Here is a 16348-nt window from a genome sequence, read left to right on the forward strand (position 1 = left end):
TCCTTAGCGGATAGAAGTTACCTCCGGTTTTACCTGCTCCATAATACCGGCTAAAATTTCTTCCGGTGTAACACCCTCAATTCTTGCCTGCGGACGAAGAAGAAGTCTGTGTGCACACACATCCGTATAAACAGCCACTACGTCCTCCGGTATCACATAACCACGCTCCGCCAAAATGGCATGCGCTTTTGCCATACGTGTCAGTGCATAAACACATCGCGGGCTGACACCCATCTCCACAAGCGGATGTTTTCTCGTTTCCTCGCAAAGGCGGATGATATAGTAAAGGACATCATCACCTATCTTAACGGAATTCAGATAGTTCTGGATCTCCGACAGATTTTCCAGCGTGGTGACAGGCTTGATATCATCAAGCGGATTGTTGTATCTGCGTGCTTTCAGGATCATTGCCTGATCCTCTGTAGACGGATAACCGATTGAAAGCCGTATCATAAAGCGGTCCATCTGGGACTCCGGAAGTGCCTGTGTTCCCGCCACACCTGCAGGGTTCTGCGTGGCGATACAGATAAACGGACTTGGGAGGATATGCGTTACACCATCGACTGTTACCTTATGTTCCTCCATGACCTCCAGAAGAGCAGATTGTGTTTTGGAAGAGGTTCTGTTGATCTCATCCGCCAGAAGCAGGTTACAGTCTGCTGCACCGGGCAGATATTCCATTGCGCCGGTCTGTCTGTTGTACATGGTAAACCCTGTAATATCGGATGGCAGAGTATCCGGTGTAAACTGGACACGCTTAAATTTCAGATCGATCGCCTTTGCAAAGGCAAGGGCAAGTGTTGTTTTACCGACGCCCGGACAATCCTCCAGCAAAATATTGCCGCCGGCGTAAATGGTCATCAGTACTTTCCGAACGATCTCGTTCTTTCCCATAAAGGCCTTTTCAACCTCGTTGATAATATGTTCTGACTGCTCTAAAATCATGATCTGTCCTCCTGTGTGATCTGCTCTGTTGCATTTTCCGATACTGTGACCGGTAAATCATCCGTGTTCCCATTTTTCTCTGTATCTATGTCATTATCACTGACACTCGGATCCTTTTCTTCGTTTTCCGGAAGCCCGAGTATTTTACGGACAAGATTTTCACTCTCTGCCAGATCATCTTCTGTCAGATCATCTCCATACTCCGGTGAATATCCAAGCATATAATATTTCCATACATCTATATAATCCTGCCCGCTTCCGTCCGGAATCGAGATATAATCTTCTGCCACCTGCAGATCACCGAATGTAAACGCCATACCAATCGAATAATTTCCAAGTCTTGGAGGTGTCTGCGACAGGAGATGGATTTTTTCCAGATTGCTGCACATATCAAATGCACCGTAGTCGATTTCATTCACTGTCTGCGGAAGTGTAATGGAAGTGATCGGCGTGGATGCAAATGCACTGAATCCGATCTTCTGAATACCTGCACTTTTCGCAATCCGGATCTCCTGCAGACTGGTACAGCCTGCAAATGCCTCACTGCCAATATCATAGCTTCCTGTTCCGGTGATCTCTACCTTCGTCAGATTATTACAATATTTGAAAACATACAGGCCAAACGGCTGCTGATATACGGTGTTATTAAAGCCTGTTCCGTCCAGTGTCACACCCGTTAAACCGGAACAGTAACGGAATGCGGAGGATCCCAGATAAACCAAGCCTCCGTTCATTGTAATATCTCCCTGAATGCCACTGCTTTCAAATGCATAATCACCGATCGCGATCAGATGATCCAGTCCTTCAACCGTAAACGGATTTGTACAGTTCCGGAATACATAGCCTGCGATCTCCGTTGCATTATCTTCCAGATGCACAACTCCCGTGATATCATCCGTCGCACCTAAAACGTAGCAGTTATCTGCCGGATTTCCTTTTTCATCCGTACCGACACCGTACAGGATCTTGCCGCCTGCCATATCTACCATATAATAAGACGGGCTGAACCGGTCTATATTGACGGTTCCCGTTCCGTTACAGTTTCCGTACCAGCTTGCCATTCCATAATAGGCATAACTCTTCAGGTACTTAGCATCAAATGCCGCAAAACGGAATGCAAGAGTATCATCAAATGCGCCATATCCGATCTCCAGATAGTCCGGTTCATGCGACAAAAATGCCTGCAGGCTGCTGCAGCCTTTAAACGCACCTTCCCCGATCTTTGTCAGACCTGCAGGCAGTTCTACTACCTTAAGGGCGTTACAGTTTGTGAATACACCAGGCGCAATCTCCGTTAATTTCACATCCGGAAGCGACTGCCCGGTAAAGGTCGTAATATCAGCCGGAACACTGAGCAGCAGTGCATCTGCCGGATAGATCTCATCTTTCTCCTCTGACAGATAGCTGTAACCATCCTCTTTTGCAATATAACTGAAAATACGATCGATCATCTGATCCCTGTCGGGAAGCAGTTTTGCAAATGTCTTTTCATACGCTTCTCTTGCCGCCGTCTCTACCTGTATCACAGAGAATGCGGAAAAACTGTCCGCCTGTATCGCAGGCGGTGTCAATCCCAGAAACAGAATCTTCTGCGGCGCATTCTCTGACAGGCTCTTACTTTCCAGTTCCTTCAGAGATTCAGGAAGCAGCAGAAGGTCTATACTGCCACAGTTATCAAAAGCACCTTCCGCAATCTTTTCCACGCCTTCCTTTACCACATAAACACCGCTTACACCGTTTTTAACTGCCAGAAGTGTCTTGCCGTCTGCAGAATAAATAGCGCTGTCATCTTCTGTAAAGTCCTCTATATCACTGCTTTCCGCCAGAAGCTGGTTACTGCCTCCGGGTGTTTTGCCCCAGGCAGATAAATATTTCAGATAATATTCTGTCGGTACATAAATTTTTGCATTGGTCATACTGCTAAAGGAAGCTGTGACCGGCTTTGCAGCGGTAAAATGAATTTCCTTTATGACATTCTCGTCATCAAAATGAACCGATGTGATCTGCTCACCCACCGTAAGTTTTTCCATGGTATCCGGAATAGACAGAATCTGTGTTTTTTCCCGGTTATATAAAATACCGTTTTCCGTCGCATAATTCAGGTTATTTTCCCCTGCCTCATATGCCTGTCTGACGTCGAATACAAAATCTTCCTCCTGATCTTCGCCTGTATTCGTCGTGGATAAGAACAGCAGGGAATCCGGTATTTTCATTGTGTCACAGGTAAAATATTTCGGAAGCCAGGTAATCGGGTCAAAATCGTATGTCAGGTCCAGTGCCTGAACACCTTCGGGAATCGTCAGTACGCCATCTGCCGCCACCGCATCCGTCAGGACCTGTATCCTTGTATAGTAAGAGGTATTTCCCAGATAAAAGAATGCATATTCCCATCCTGCCTTCATGGAAGACGGCACTTCTTCCGTGGGCAGTGCATAAAGCACCTGTGCGCCCGTCTTTTCCACCTTATATAGCGGACCTACGCTCTTTCCGTTTTCTGTCTCTGACCAGCCCAGAAAAAGCTTGCTGATCGGATCATCTTCCATGCCAAAACCCGGCAGACCATTTCCGGCGACATCATAATAGTAAGATGCCATTGGAATCTGTGGTGTATCTTTCGGAACCAGTACCTGTTTAAAGATTTTCTGATTATCCAGATCCTTTAATAAAAGCTTTGCGGAATAACGAACCTCTGCATCATAGGTTTCTTCAATCCAGTCATATCCCGCTCCCGGTCGGAAATAAAAAGTAAGCGGCACTTTATCTCCCGTAACCTGTTCCGGATATTCTCCCAGCTTAAAATTATCACTGAGCTCTGTCAGGCGGTATTTCGGAACTCCGTCTTCACAGACATAAACGATTACCGAATAAAGAACCCTCTGGTCATTCAGGTACTCTCCCGTATAGAAGGAATTGATGCTATCCTCGATGTCACGCAGTCCTATGATCTTCAGGCTGTATCTCTTATAATCTTCCTCGTCCTTAATATCCAGTTTTCCATCCCCCGGATAAGGATCTGCACTTATGATTGTATCATCCTTGGGCATGGTCGGAGTTGTTGTATCCGGATCCTGATGGGGCGGTTTCTCCGGTGTATCTGTATTTCCCTTGTCATCTTTATTGTCCTTATCATCCGTCTTATGATCATTATTATCGGGGGAATCCGTCTGGCCGGAAGATGGGGTATTCGGTGCCGGCGTCGGTGTCACAGGTGTATCCGGTGTATCGGGCTTGTCAGGTGTACTTGGCTTCTCGTTATTTCCGTTTCCGTCATTCTTATTCGGATCTTTTTTCCCATTATCCTTCCCACCGTTTCCGTCGGAAGGATTTTTGGTCGGTCTGATCTGCGGCTGTTCATGATCTGTCTTCGGCTCCTCCTTTTTGTGTGCGGAAGGCGTTTTCGGATCATTCTGGCTGCCCGGTGTATAAATAACGTCATTTTGCGGATCCTGTTGGTCATCCTGTGGCAGATTGTCATTCTGCGCCGCATCATCCGCTACCAGCATCGTCTGAAATAAAACAGAAGAAGACGGTTTGTTTTCCGGTTTTTTATTCTCATTGGCATTTTCATCCTGCTGCCAGAGTTCGCTGTCATTTTCCTGCTCATCATCACCGAGCGAAATATCCTCTCCCGGAAACAGGATCTGGTTGTCTTTCCGATCCCGCTCTTCATACACACCCGGGTCAAATGCCTTCTCTTTATAGCTTGCTGCCACAGAAACACCTGCTGCCGACACGAAGACAAGTCCCGCTATCGTTCCTATGATCTTCCATTTATTTGTGAATTTCATTACAGTCTGTCCTTTCTCTCGTGCACGATCTGTCCGATCTGCCAGCGCACCTGCTCAAAATCAACCGGTTTTGCAAAATGACCGTCCATACCTGCTTCCTTTGACATACGTTCATCCTCTAAAAATGCATCCGCTGAAAGCGCAAAGATCAGCGTAGATTTCGCATCTGCCCTGTCTGCCTGACGGATACGGCCTGTTGCAGCACGTCCGTCCAGCTTCGGCATCTGAATATCCATTAAGATAAAATCATAATATCCGATGTCACTTGCCATAAATTTCTCTACGGCTTCTTCTCCATCCTCAGCGATCGTTACCTGTGCACCTGCTCCCTGCAGGATTTCCATTGCGATCTCCGCATTGATCTCATTATCCTCTGCCATCAGAATATGTTTTCCGGCAAAAGTATAATCGTCTTCATAGGCTTCCTTTACAGCTGCTACCGCTTCCGTCTCTGCCTGCTCTGCAGCCGGAAGATGCAGATAAACCATAAAATCAGAGCCCTTACCGGGCATACTGTCGATCATGATCTCACCACCCATCAGATGGATGATCTGATCACTGATCGCCATACCCAGACCGGTTCCGCCGTATTTTTTGGCTGTTTCCACACTCTCCTGCTCAAACGGGCGGAAGATACGGTTTAAAAACTCAGGCTGCATACCAATACCTGTATCATGTACACGGATCATCAGATCCACAATACCATTTTCTTTTAAAAGCTGACGGAAGGTAACACGGATCTCTCCCTCACTCGTAAACTTCAGTGCATTCGACAGGAAGTTCACGATAACCTGTGACAGACGGAAAGCATCACCAATCAGATAATAGCCGTCAAAATCAAGCAGTTCCATTTCAAACCGGATTCCCTTTGCCTCCACATTTGTCTGGAACATATTCCGCAGATTCTGTGCAAGGCTGCGGATATCAAACGGCGCATTTTCCAGCTCGATCTTGCCTGCTTCGATCCTCGACATATCCAGGATGTCATTGACAAGTGCAACCAGATGTTTTGACAGATCTTCTGCTTTTTGCAGATAGCCATCCGCAACCGATTCTGTTACGACCTGCCCCCGTGCAAGGGAAAGCATACCAATGATACCATTGATCGGCGTTCTGATCTCATGCGACATACGGGATAAGAAAGTTGTTTTTGACTTACTTGCATCCTCTGCCGCCAGAAGCTTCTGCTCCAGCTGTTGTAATTTTTGTTTTTCCTCGGAAATATTCTGAAAAATGAAAAAATCATACCCCTTGTTTTCATCCGGTATGATTGTAAGACGCAGCTGCGGAGAATCCGTCTGCTTAGACTGGTATTCTGTTTCCAGTTTTCCCTCGTGATCCCACTGTATATAATCCTGCCAGAGTTCTTTGAATACTTTTCTATCCATTGTCTGGCGGAGCATCTGAAAATCTGTATAAAGCTGCTCGCCGGAAATACCGACAACTTCGGCAAAATTTTCCGTGTAATATACGGGTCTTAGTTCTTCCCGTTCCAAAAGAAGATAGGCTGTCCCAATTTTACCGCACACAAAATTGTCATGTGCATTGCCCTTGCCTTCTTTCTGCCATAGCTTTTTCTCTCGTTTCAGATATAAATATCCATGTATCAGAACGATGAGGAACAGAAGTTCCATCATCAGAAACAGTATCACGCCCACGTTTGAAAAATTAAATACGAATAAATGCTTCATAAGTCTGCCTTTCCCCATGCGAATCCATCTTATTTATGATAACACACTCTGAAAAGATTGTCGAAATAGGAAAAACACGGTTTTCACCGTGTTTTTCCCGCATTTATTGTACAATATGTTTACTTTTTACTGCGATTTTGACTTTTTGTCCACCTTCAGCGTGCATTATGCACTATTCAGTGCTATTTGTACCGAGCACAGTCTTGTAAATCTCCACATGATCATAGATACATCTCCAGCTGCTTGTGGCATTTCCGGTCACACAAACATAGGCATTTCCCGCCACATCCTGCGCATAACTGGCAGCGCAGTTACCCGACTGCACCACATAACCCGTTTTGGCACCGAGCACCATTTTGCCGTTGTCTTTATCCTCGATCCGTCGTAGAAACCAGTTGGAAAGAATGATGCCTTCCGGATGCTGCTCCGTCACGGATGTTGTATAGGTGTGTGCGGACAACACTTCCCGGCAGAACGGATCATCCATTGCCGCCTCTAAAATCATTGCCATATCATAAACACTGCAGTGATGCGCTTCGTTATACAGACCGACGCAGTTTGTAAAATGTGCTGTCTGGGAAAGTCCCATTTCTTCCATTTTCTGATTCATCAATGCCACAAAGGCTTCTTCGGAGCCAGCCACATATTTGGCAAGTGCGACTGCTGCCTCAGCACCGGATGGCAGGATCGTTCCATAAAACAGATCTCTGACCGTCACCTGTTCATCCAGTTCAAAGCCCGCATTACTGCAGTCGTTGGAATAGCTGTAGTCCGTATCCTCTATTGTGATCGTCACCTTGTCATCCAGCTTGCTTTCATCGATCTGCTCTGCTGCCACAAGCACCGTCAGGATCTTTGTCATAGACGCCGGATTGATGACCGCCTGTGCATTCCGCTGCTGCAGAATCGTTTTATTTCCCACATCTACCAAAATAGCGTAGCTGCTGACAACCTCCGCAGGCACATCTGTTGTTTCCGGTGTTTCCTCCGCACTGTAGGCAACACCCGGTTCTGCAGCCTGCGCCGTCTGTCCGTCTGCCGGCTGTGCATTAGCCGGTGCTATCTCGCCATCTGCGTCTGCTATCGCATTTTCTCCATTTGCATTGTCGCCATCTTCGTCCGTCCGGATCTGCGTGACATCATCTACTGCCTGTCCGGTCTGCGTCTGCTTTGTCTGCGCTGCTTTCGGCTTATGCAGTGCTACAATAAGTCCGATCGCAACGGCCAGAACGAAAAGAGCCGGAATTCCGATCCTGCAGGCTCTCCTGATCCGCATCTGCTGCTGTTTTTTCCGCCGCATTTCCTCACGCCTTCTCTGACGCTGCAGCTGTCTTTTTTCTTCTATTTCCCGATCTACTTCTAAATAATCCTGTTCCATTTTACCCTTTTACACTTTCTTTTTGATTCTGCACTTCTTCCAATTCCCGTCTATCTTGTCTCTTCGCTCTGCATCTGTATTTCCGTCCCATTCTGCATTCCGGGCTCGTTCTCTGTCTGTACTGCATCATCGTAAGTTTCCAAAAAATGATGCTTCACGCCGTCCTTTTTATATGCCACGACAGTGCTTAAATTCACATTTTCCACGCTGCGGAATATATTGGATTCCACAAACGGATTGACCTGCTTCAAGGTTTTGATCAGTTCCTTGATCTCCACACGCTTGGAACGGTTTTCGTTGTTATTGCATGTTGTACACGTATCCGTAAACTTGCATGCACACTGGATGAAATGCAGATCATTGTAATCACGCCATGCCTTGATATCGTCCTCACGGATCAGATACAGCGGACGGATCAGTTCCATGCCTTCAAAATTCGTGCTGTGCAGCTTTGGCATCATGGTCTGTACCTGTCCACCATACAGCATTCCCATTAAAATCGTTTCTATGACATCGTCGTAATGATGCCCGAGCGCGATCTTGTTGCAGCCCATTTCCTTTGCAAAGCTGTATAAATATCCCCGGCGCATGCGCGCGCAGAGATAACACGGTGATTTTTCTACATTGTATACAGAATCAAAGATATCTGACTCATAAATCTGGATCGGAATCTGCAGTCTTCTTGCATTTTCCTCGATCACCTGTCTGTTTGCAGGGCTGTAGCCCGGATCCATCACAAGAAATTTTACCGTAAAATCAAATTTATGGTGCAGCAGAAGCTCCTGAAACAGCTTTGCCATAAGCATGGAATCTTTTCCGCCGGAAATACAGACTGCTATGCGGTCGCCCGGCTTTACCAGCTCATAATCCTTGACTGCCTTGACAAATCTGCACCAGATCGTCTTGCGGAATTTCTTGCGGATACTCTTTTCCACTTCCTTGCAGTAATCCTCTGCTTCCTGTTGCTTTACGGTATCTAACAGCCATGCGATATAACCGCCCTCCAGACTGACCGCATCATACCCTGCTTCCGCCAGTTCTTCTGCCGCTTCTACACTGAATTTTCCTCTGCTACAGCAGATGACCTGCTTTTTTGCCCGGTCAAGCTGCCCGTTTTCTGAAAGCAAATCCTGCGGGATCGCAACTGCGCCCGGGATTGCACCGTGTGCGATCTCCTCTTCGCCTCTGATGTCGATCAGTTGATAGCTTCCCGGGGGAAGCAACTTAAATTCCTCTAATGAAATACTGTTTTTCATGTTCTGTCCTTCTTTTTTATGAGTTATCGTGGTCGTCATGGCTCAGCTCTGCTTCGTACTTCCTGCGCAGGGCTATGATCAGCTCATAGACCTCCGGTCTTCTTTCTTTCAAATGTGCATCCAGGATATGTCTTCTCTCCCGGAATTTCTGTGCCAGCTCAGGATGTTCCTGCGCGATCCGGTCATGCACTTCTTTTCGATGTGCCTCGATCTTTTCTGCCAGCTTCTGTTCATCCTTACCGGAAATATTGACGATCTCCTTCAGATGTTCTTCCAGATGTTCCAGCCATTCATCCTCGTCGAGTTCTTCCATATGTGCCCAGCGGCCATGCAGAAGTGCCTCAACATCGCCTGTCTCCTTGAGCTGTTCAATCTGCTTTTCGATCTGTTTCTCGATCATCACTTCCGCATCCTGTCCAAATGCCCAGACAAATTCCTGTACGCGGTTGTCCGCACGCTTTCTGGAAGCACTGCGTTCTGTATTATCAACACCGCCTTCGAGCGGATACGGTCTGCCAATTCCCATATCCTTGAGCGCGATATGGATCGTGCGTCTGACATGTCCTTCCTCGATCAGATAGCCAAGCCCCAGCTTGCGGAGCTGCTCGTTCAGTCCCGCAATGTGTTCCGTGATATAAAACCGGATATTCTGCTTCTGCAAAGACTTACAGAGGATATCCAGCCCATCCGCAGCGGTGATATCAATGCTTCCGATCCCGCTCGCATCCAAAATGACCGCCTTTGTCTCCGGCGTGATATGATCCTCGATATCCTGCCTGAGCACCTGTATATTGGCAAAAAACAGATTGCTGCTGAACCGGTAGATCAGAACACCTGACACCGCATGGATCTGGCTGCTTTCCTTCAGATCCCGGAAATGCCTGTGTCCGGGCTGAATGCCCAGAAAGCATCTGGCAGGCTTTGCCGTCCGGATGATGACCTCCGCAAAGGATAACAAAATACCGATCAGAACGCCGTTGATCGTACCTAAGAATAACACGCCCAGAAAAGCACCGATAAAGATCATACACTCTGTCCGGCTGATCTTCCACAAACGGACTGCCAGATCAAATTCTGTGGCACCCAAAAGCGCAGAAATAACGATCGCCGTCAGGATCGGTACCGGAAGGTAACCAATAAAGCCTGTTCCGCCCAGCAGCAGGATAAGCATCGAAATACCTGCTACAATGCCGGTAAGCTGTGTCCGTGCCTGATACTGTTCTCCCATCGCTGTACGGGAAACGGATCCGTTGATCGGGCAGCAGCCTGTCAGTGCTGCTATAAGGTTACCCATTGCAAACGCAAAAATTTCCTGATTGTCATTGATCCGATATCCGTTTTTCTGGGCAAAGCTGTTTTCCGCAAGCAATGTTTCCGCCATAATGACGATCGCCACTGATAAGCTGATCGTTACCGCCTCCCTGACAGGGATCACGGAAAGATCAGGCAGAGCAAATGGCATCAGCCCCGGTTCTACTGCGGATAACGTCACAACGCCCCAGCTCTTCAGCGGCAGAAACTTTGTCATGCATGCGCCTGCTGCCATTAAAAGCACCGCCATCGGGAATTTTGGGATCAGCTTTTTGGAAAGAAGCAATATAAAAAGTGCTGCAAGCCCCAGCAAAAGGGATGGCAGATTCAGCTTTTCCAGACTTTCTGCGATATGCGCAGCAAGCTCGAAAAATTCTCCCACACCTGCACTGCCGCCAAACAGCTTCGGTATCTGCATCAGAATGATTGTCGTACAGATTCCCGTGATAAAACCGCCCATCACAGGTGCGGAAATATAATTGACAAGCTTTCCGGCTTTCATATACGAAAAGGCAAACAGCCAAAGTGACACAAACAATGTCAGAACCGGAACTGCACGCATCGCCTCCGCAGAGCCGCTTTCAATTCCAAGAGAAAGCAGTGCGGATCCGACAAGCGCCGCAGGCGCAGCATCCACACCGAAAATAAACTGCGGCGAAGTGGAAAAGACCGCAAAAAACAGGATCGGCAGTACAGAACCATACAGTCCGTAAACCGCAGGCAGTCCTGCGATCTGCGCATATCCCATGGAGATCGGTATCGAAACCGCCATGATGATCAATCCCGCCAGAATATCTTTTCCCAGATTTTCTTTCTGATATTTTCTCAAAGTCGGAAATAAATGCAACTTCTGCCATCCTCTTTCTATCTAATGTGCAGGCACATCGTGTTTTGATTTATGTCCCTGACAGCATATTATTGTATCATTCTACTCCTATCCCGCGCAAGATACCATATTTCATCAAATTTTTACAAAATAAAACTTATATGATGATATAATATAGTGATATCAGGGTCAGAGGTCAGAAAACACGATGTGCTTGCACAGGAGTGGTTTCATGACTTCCTGACCCGCCCCGATATGAGCATTAAGATATGCGAATGATGGAAATGTCCTGCATCTTTGATGCAGGATACAGCTCCAGCTCATCGCCGTAGGCGATTCTCATAGCTGGAGTTCCAGTAAAGGATTGTGAAAGTGCGATGCACGGAACAATCCGTATGATATCACGTAATTCCCATTATGAGCACAAAAGTGAAGCCCCCAGGAGGTCCCCATGGAACAAAAAACCCCTTTTGTACAATTTCAGAATGTCTGTAAATATTATCAGGTCGGTGATAACCGGTTTGCCGCCTCGGATCACATCTCCTTTACGATCGAAAAAGGGGAATTCTGTGTGATCTTAGGGCCTTCCGGTGCAGGAAAAACGACCGTTTTAAATATGCTTGGCGGAATGGATACATGCGATGAAGGCACGATCCTGTTAGACGGAGAATGTGTCAGTTCCTTTGACAGTAAGCGTCTGACAACTTACCGCCGCTACGATGTCGGCTTTGTATTCCAGTTCTACAATCTGGTACAGAACCTGACCGCCAAGGAAAATGTTGAGCTTGCTTCCGAGATCTGCAAGGATCCGCTCGACGCGGATACCGTGCTTGCCGAAGTCGGTCTTTCCGACCGGACAGACAACTTCCCTGCCCAGCTTTCCGGTGGAGAACAGCAGCGCGTTTCAATCGCCAGAGCTCTTGCGAAAAACCCGAAGATCCTGCTCTGTGATGAACCGACAGGCGCACTTGATTATAAAACAGGAAAACAGGTACTTGCCCTTTTACAGCAGACCTGCAGGAAACAGGGCCGTACCGTGATCGTCATTACCCACAACAGCGCACTTGCCGCCATGGCTGACCGCGTGATCCGCATCGGCAGCGGAAAGGTTGTCGAGGAGAAACTGAACGAACATCCTACACCGGTAGAAGAGATTGAATGGTAACTGCCACTCTTACATGCAAAGCCCTGTTTTCTTGAAAGGATAAGATACAAATGACCCGAAGCTACCGCAAAAATATAAGACGAACCTTTAAGCATACCAAAAGCAGATTTATTGCCATCTTTTCCATCGTTGCACTTGGTGTCGGCTTTCTTGCCGGTCTGAACGCAACACCGGATGACATGAAGGAATCTATGGAAGCGTACATGGACGATGCAAACTTTTATGATATCCGTGTAGTTTCCACGCTCGGTCTGACCGATGACGATGTTTCCGCCCTTGCTGCCATAGACGGCGTCAAAGACGTCCAGCCTGCCTACAATGCGGATCTTCTCGTGCAGACCGGAGATGATACCGTCGTGGCAAGAGCACATTCGCTGCCACTGACTACCGGTGCAGAAAAGCAGGATATAATCAATAAGCTCTTCCTTGTTGACGGCCGTATGCCCGAAAAGTCCGGTGAATGTGTTGTGGAAGCAGGGGCTAACGATATGGCATCCGCTTATCCGATCGGTTCCAAGCTGGTGATCAGCCCTGAAAATGAAGATCTGGACAGTAAGTTATCCACAACCGAGTACGAAGTTGTCGGTATTGTCCACAGTGCGAACTACTTCAGCTTTGAAAGAGAGCCCGCCAGTGTGGGAAACGGGCGTGTCAATCTTCTTATGTATCTGCTCCCGGAGGATTACGCTTTTGCAGCCTATACAGAAATTTACTTAACCGTGGATGGTGCCCTCGCCGCCAACAGTCTGGGCGATGATTACGATCCACTCGTCGATGCTGTGAAAACCAAGATTGAAGCAATACAGGATCTGCGCTGCCAGACAAGATATGACGAGATCTATGACGAGGCGCAGCAGAAGATCGACGATGCATGGGATTCCTATAACGAAGCGAAAGAAGAAGCGGATCAGAAACTTTCCGATGCCAAAACAGAGCTGACAGACGGTGAAAAAGAGCTTGCGGACGGGCAGGCAGAATATGAACAGGGTGAAGCCGATTATGCGGATGCACTTTCACAGATCGCCGAAAACGAGCAGAAGCTGGCAGATGGGGAGATCCAGCTTAGCGATGCCAAAAGGAAGCTGCAGGAGGCAGATGCCCGGATCAGCAATAGTGAAACGCTATTGCAGCAAAATGAAGCCAAACTGGACAGCGCCAAAACAGAGCTGGACAAAGGGCAGGCACAATATGACAGTGGCATGACCACTTATCAGAGTGGCAAAAAACAGTTAGAAGACGGACAGGCACAGCTTGACGCTGCCAAGGAGCAGCTGGATACGGCAAAAGCAGGCTATCAGTCCGGACTTGCCGGCTGTGTACAGGGCATGACCTCTCTTCTGCCTTCCATGACGGCGGATGGACTGGATGGCTTTCTTGCCTTTTTAAGTAATAAAGGCTATGGTGCGCCGCAGACAACTACCGCATTTTTACAAAATATGGCAGAATACGGTGTTGCGCTTCCGTCAGTTTCCGCCAATTCCGTAGAGGCAGCTTATCTGGAACAGTGGATCAGCCAGCTTCTGCCTGCGATCTCCCAGCTTTACAGTGCCAGAGAATCCATTACAGCGGGACAAAGTGCTTATGATGCAAATGCCGACAAGCTGGCAGAAAACAAAAAGCTGTTGGCAGATAGCAAAGAACAACTTGCCCAAGCCAATCAAAAGCTTCAAAAAGGACAGAAACAATATGACGAAGGCAGAAAGCAGCTTGAAAACGGTAAAAAGCAGCTCGCCGGTGCCAAAGCCATGCTGGCGGGAAGCTGGGCTACGCTGTCCGGCAAACAGACCGAGCTGACAGACGGACTTTCCCGGATCTCCGATGCCAAAGCTTCTCTGAAAGATGCCAGAAACAAGCTGGACGATGCCAAAGCAACGATTGCGGAAAATGCGCAGAAATTAGCAGATGGTGAGATTTCTTATGAAGACGCCAAAAAAGAAGTGGATGAAAAGCTGGCAGACGCCAGACAGGAGATCGAAGACGGACAGACAGATCTGGATACACTGGAAATGCCAAAATGGTACGTCTGGGGCAGAGATAAAAACGTCAGCTACTCTTCCTTTACCGCCAATATCGACAAGCTGAACGCTATCACGACCGTTTTCCCGGTCTTCTTCTTCCTGGTGGCAGCACTTGTCGTTTCCACGACAATGACACGTATGGTCGAAGAAGAACGCTTACAGATCGGAACAATGAAGGCACTTGGCTACTCCGCCAGGACGATCATGCAAAAATATATCCTGTATGCACTGACGGCTTCCGTTTCCGGAACGCTCGTCGGACTTGCGGTCGGATTTAAAGCATTCCCGAGCATTATCTGGTCTGCTTATGAAATGATGTATTATATGCCTGCCATCGCAACGCCCTGGCGGCTTTCCCAGGCACTGTTCTCCGGCGGAACACTGATCGCGCTTTCCCTGCTCGTGACAGCACTGACCTGTCGCAGCTCTTTATCCGAAGTACCGGCAACTTTAATGCTGCCCCGTGCACCAAAGGCAGGAAAGCGGATCTTATTGGAGCGGATCACGCCACTGTGGCGTCACTTCCCATTCTCCTGGAAGGTAACCTGCCGTAACCTGTTCCGTTATAAAAAGCGTTTCTGGATGACTGTGATCGGTGTTGCAGGCTGTACTTCCCTGCTGATCGCAGGCTTCGGTATTTCCGATTCCCTCAATGCGATCATTACCAAGCAGTATGATGATGTGTTCCATTATGATCTGATGACGATCGTTACGGAAGAAGATGCCCTTACGCAGGGCTCCGTGCAGGAATATCTGTTTGAAAATCCGACGGTTTTCTCGGATTCTCTTGCAATTTCGATCCAGTCAACCAGACAGGAAGCAGAGGACGGCGATGTGGATGTCTATCTGATGGTTCCGAAAGATCTTTCCGCCTTTGGCGATTTTGTAGATCTGCACGAACGTATTTCCCGCAAAGCCACACCACTGCAGGAGGATGGCATCATCGTAACGGAAAAACTGGCAAAAACACTGGGCATTCAGGCAGGCGACAGTATCACGCTGCAAAATGAGGACGAGGAAAAAGCCTCCTTTACCGTAACCGGTGTCTGCGAGCATTATGTCAGCAACTATGTCTACATGAGTGCTGCCACCTATAAAGCAGGCTTCAAAAAAGCGCCCGTTTACAACGCAGCGCTCAGCAAAATGCCGGATGACAGCCAGACTATGCGGGATCAGGTTTCCGCTGTGCTTCTTGACATGGATCATGTTGCCAGCCTGACCTTTACACAGGATAATGTGAAGCAGGTACTGAATATGCTCAATTCCATTGATGCGGTTGTTGTCCTCATCATTGTCTGTGCTGCAGGGCTTGCCTTTGTTGTACTGTACAATCTGTCCAATATCAATGTGGCGGAGCGTGTCAAAGAGATTGCCACGATCAAGGTACTCGGCTTCTACGACCGTGAAGTGGACAGCTACGTCAACCGGGAAAGCTACGCCCTGACAATAATAGGTATCTTCTTCGGTATTTTCGGCGGTATCGCCCTGCACCGGTTTGTCATTACGACCGTTGAGGTCGATGCGGTCATGTTCGGCAGAAGTATCCGCCCGGTCAGCTTCCTGTACGCGATCCTGCTGACGCTTCTGTTCAGTATCATTGTGAGTCTTGTGATCGGACGATCACTGAAGAAAGTATCTATGGTAGAAAGTATGAAAGCACCGGAATAAGGTAATGCTTTGTATCACAAAGCATTATGTAGCCTCAGCTCATCGTCGGAGACGATTTTCATGAGCTGAGGTTCCTCACCCGGTGCCTTTTTATTTTATGATTTCATGTTTATGATGTCGGGGGCAAAATCCCCCGACTTTGATGCCTGCGAATTGTTCCATGCTACGCACTTCCACAATTCTACCCAATATTCGCATATCGTGGGATTATCATCCCACTTTTATGCTCATATCGGGGCGGGTCCCAAGGTCTTTCACCCACCCATGAGCAAGCTCATGTGGGTTTAGACCTTTTGACCCTG

At 47.9% G+C, this 16348-nt stretch carries 8 protein-coding genes; 2 read left to right on the forward strand and 6 right to left on the reverse strand.

All coding sequences use genetic code 11. The features are described 5' to 3' along the window. Positions 1-3: 3 nt before the first annotated feature. The 6 genes from KQI22_RS02465 to KQI22_RS02490 form a co-directional block, all read right to left on the reverse strand. On the reverse strand, positions 4-945 hold the full coding sequence (locus KQI22_RS02465; RefSeq protein WP_216550496.1) for an AAA family ATPase: 942 nt from the start codon (positions 943-945) through the stop codon (positions 4-6). Further along, complete coding sequence (locus tag KQI22_RS02470) at positions 942-4733, reverse strand: leucine-rich repeat domain-containing protein (protein ID WP_216550497.1); 3792 nt, start codon at positions 4731-4733, stop codon at positions 942-944. Before KQI22_RS02470 ends, KQI22_RS02465 begins: the two co-directional genes overlap by 4 nt. After that, on the reverse strand, positions 4733-6424 hold the full coding sequence (locus KQI22_RS02475; RefSeq protein ID WP_216550498.1) for an ATP-binding protein: 1692 nt from the start codon (positions 6422-6424) through the stop codon (positions 4733-4735). The genes KQI22_RS02470 and KQI22_RS02475 overlap by 1 nt, the downstream gene beginning before the upstream one ends. Before the next feature lie 172 nt (positions 6425-6596). Beyond that, positions 6597-7802, reverse strand: a complete 1206-nt coding sequence (locus KQI22_RS02480; protein ID WP_216550499.1) for a D-alanyl-D-alanine carboxypeptidase family protein — start codon at positions 7800-7802, stop codon at positions 6597-6599. Between the two features lie 50 nt (positions 7803-7852). Beyond that, positions 7853-9058, reverse strand: coding sequence for an ATP-binding protein (locus tag KQI22_RS02485; protein WP_216550500.1), 1206 nt, complete (start codon positions 9056-9058; stop codon positions 7853-7855). Between the two features lie 16 nt (positions 9059-9074). After that, the gene (locus tag KQI22_RS02490; protein ID WP_330623239.1) at positions 9075-11198 is read right to left on the reverse strand and encodes a SulP family inorganic anion transporter; all 2124 of its coding nucleotides are present in this window, start codon (positions 11196-11198) and stop codon (positions 9075-9077) included. Positions 11199-11646: 448 nt separating this feature from the next. Here KQI22_RS02490 and KQI22_RS02495 point away from each other — a divergent pair, with 448 nt between their 5' ends. Beyond that, the gene (locus KQI22_RS02495) at positions 11647-12360 is read left to right on the forward strand and encodes an ABC transporter ATP-binding protein (protein ID WP_216550502.1); all 714 of its coding nucleotides are present in this window, start codon (positions 11647-11649) and stop codon (positions 12358-12360) included. 50 nt (positions 12361-12410) lie between these two features. Continuing rightward, entirely contained in the window at positions 12411-16046 is a 3636-nt protein-coding gene (locus KQI22_RS02500; RefSeq protein WP_216550503.1) for an FtsX-like permease family protein, read from the forward strand. Positions 16047-16348 lie beyond the last annotated feature (302 nt).

Origin of the sequence: Kineothrix sp. MSJ-39 (assembly GCF_018917935.1) — a bacterium.
Taxonomy (GTDB): domain Bacteria; phylum Bacillota; class Clostridia; order Lachnospirales; family Lachnospiraceae; genus CAG-194.

Bases quoted from the DNA above. Each gene is read 5' to 3' on its own strand.
- KQI22_RS02465 (WP_216550496.1), bottom strand. From the start codon at position 945: ATGATTTTAGAGCAGTCAGAACATATTATCAACGAGGTTGAAAAGGCC.
- KQI22_RS02500 (WP_216550503.1), top strand. From the start codon at position 12,411: ATGACCCGAAGCTACCGCAAAAATATAAGACGAACCTTTAAGCATACC.
- KQI22_RS02475 (WP_216550498.1), bottom strand. From the start codon at position 6,424: ATGAAGCATTTATTCGTATTTAATTTTTCAAACGTGGGCGTGATACTG.
- KQI22_RS02495 (WP_216550502.1), top strand. From the start codon at position 11,647: ATGGAACAAAAAACCCCTTTTGTACAATTTCAGAATGTCTGTAAATAT.
- KQI22_RS02470 (WP_216550497.1), bottom strand. From the start codon at position 4,733: ATGAAATTCACAAATAAATGGAAGATCATAGGAACGATAGCGGGACTT.
- KQI22_RS02480 (WP_216550499.1), bottom strand. From the start codon at position 7,802: ATGGAACAGGATTATTTAGAAGTAGATCGGGAAATAGAAGAAAAAAGA.
- KQI22_RS02485 (WP_216550500.1), bottom strand. From the start codon at position 9,058: ATGAAAAACAGTATTTCATTAGAGGAATTTAAGTTGCTTCCCCCGGGA.